Source organism: Megasphaera intestinihominis (assembly GCF_040096415.1).
GTDB lineage: Bacteria > Bacillota > Negativicutes > Veillonellales > Megasphaeraceae > Megasphaera > Megasphaera intestinihominis.
The window spans coordinates 1-1,385 of the sequence record NZ_JBBMEU010000132.1; the positions used below are offsets into that span (position 1 = coordinate 1).

Sequence of the window (1,385 nt, forward strand, 5' to 3'; positions counted from 1 at the left end):
GTTGCGTACAAGATCCTTTAAATTATTCTTTATAAGATCCTCATTAAGTTGTATAATATTACCAGACATGGTCTATTTTTTATGAAATTGAATTTGCGAAATATATTTTACCTTATCCCGGCTGTATTCTTAGCTTCCCATGCGTCGGACTTCGTCAATGGCCACATCTTATATGTCGACGGCGGTATTCTTGCCTATATCGGAAAACAACCGTAAATGAAAAAGACACTGTTTCATAAAGACAGTGCCTTTTTCGTCAGTGATTCGTAGCTAATTAAGCCGATAGCTATCTACAAACATTATTTTTCTTTAGTATCTAATTTGGAGACAATAAATTCACGCAAAGTTGTGACATGAATCATCATTGCGTTATAAGCACTTTGGGCATCATGATATGCAATCGCTTCAACAATCTTACGATGATATACATAAGTATTATTATCACGCAATGCGTCTTCCGTCGATACAATATTTTTTTTAACAGATGTATGAAGAATATAGGATAAATTAACAAGAATCCGATTACCACTAGCCTCTGCAATCATAGTATGCAAAGTAATATCTTCATCTTCATATTTTTTATTCTCTTTAATAAGCTGTTCTACCAATGAACATTGCGCAAGCAATTCCTTGCACTGCGTCTCAGTGGCATGTATAGCTGCTAGTAAGGCAGTTTGAGGTTCAATCATAATCCGGACATCCAACAAGTCAATAGCCAACCGGTCATCATCATAGATAAAAGTTAGTCCCAGTGGATCATTTGGAACGCCACATCGCTTAGATATAAAAGTCCCAGAACCTTGACGCACTTCCAAAATATTGCGAGCACTTAATGTCCGAATGGCTTCCCTTAATGTAGAGCGACTAACATGTAAATCATCCATCAGTACAGGTTCCGTTGGCATTTTATCTCCAGGAAGCATTTGTCTTGTAGTAATAAAATCAATAATTTGATTGGCAGTTTCTTCAATTTTAGACTTTGAGGATTTAGAATTGACCATTGAAAACTCCTTATCTTTCATACTCAGAAGATTAATGATACGTATAGGATAACAGATACTCCTTTAATTGCCAATAAAAAAGAAGAAATCAAACATCAGTTATGCAAAAAGCTGTCGAAATCGACAGCTTTTTTTGTATAACCGATATCACACATCTACTTTTGCAAAGTCTCAATATAGTTGATAATCAAATCGGCGCCTTTTTCCAATGTAATCCGGCTCGTGTTAATAGACGCTGTATAATTGGATGGGTCCCCCCACATATTACCAGTATAATAAGTATAATATTGGCCACGTTTACGGTCTTCTATAATGGGCCCCTTGTCAAGACCACGTTCTAAAATTTTAAGAGTGGCAGTAAGCAGAATTATTCTAAGCAGCGAA

At 36.0% G+C, this 1,385-nt stretch carries 2 protein-coding genes and 1 pseudogene; 1 reads left to right on the forward strand and 2 read right to left on the reverse strand.

Features of this window, described 5'->3' with window-relative positions; all coding sequences use genetic code 11:
• Window positions 1–117: 117 nt before the first annotated feature.
• Window positions 118–216: pseudogene (locus tag WMO23_RS11285) on the forward strand (gluconate 5-dehydrogenase); the annotation flags it as partial.
• An 83-nt stretch (window positions 217–299) separates the two neighbouring features.
• Here the strand turns inward: WMO23_RS11285 and WMO23_RS11290 are convergent.
• On the reverse strand, window positions 300–1,001 hold the full coding sequence (locus WMO23_RS11290; RefSeq protein WP_349174119.1) for a FadR/GntR family transcriptional regulator: 702 nt from the start codon (window positions 999–1,001) through the stop codon (window positions 300–302).
• A 155-nt stretch (window positions 1,002–1,156) separates the two neighbouring features.
• A partial coding sequence (locus WMO23_RS11295; protein ID WP_435404772.1) for a hypothetical protein occupies window positions 1,157–1,385 on the reverse strand: 229 nt, incomplete at its 5' end.

Coding starts and splice junctions, on each gene's coding strand:
- WMO23_RS11290 (WP_349174119.1), bottom strand. CDS start 1,001: ATGGTCAATTCTAAATCCTCAAAGTCTAAAATTGAAGAAACTGCCAAT.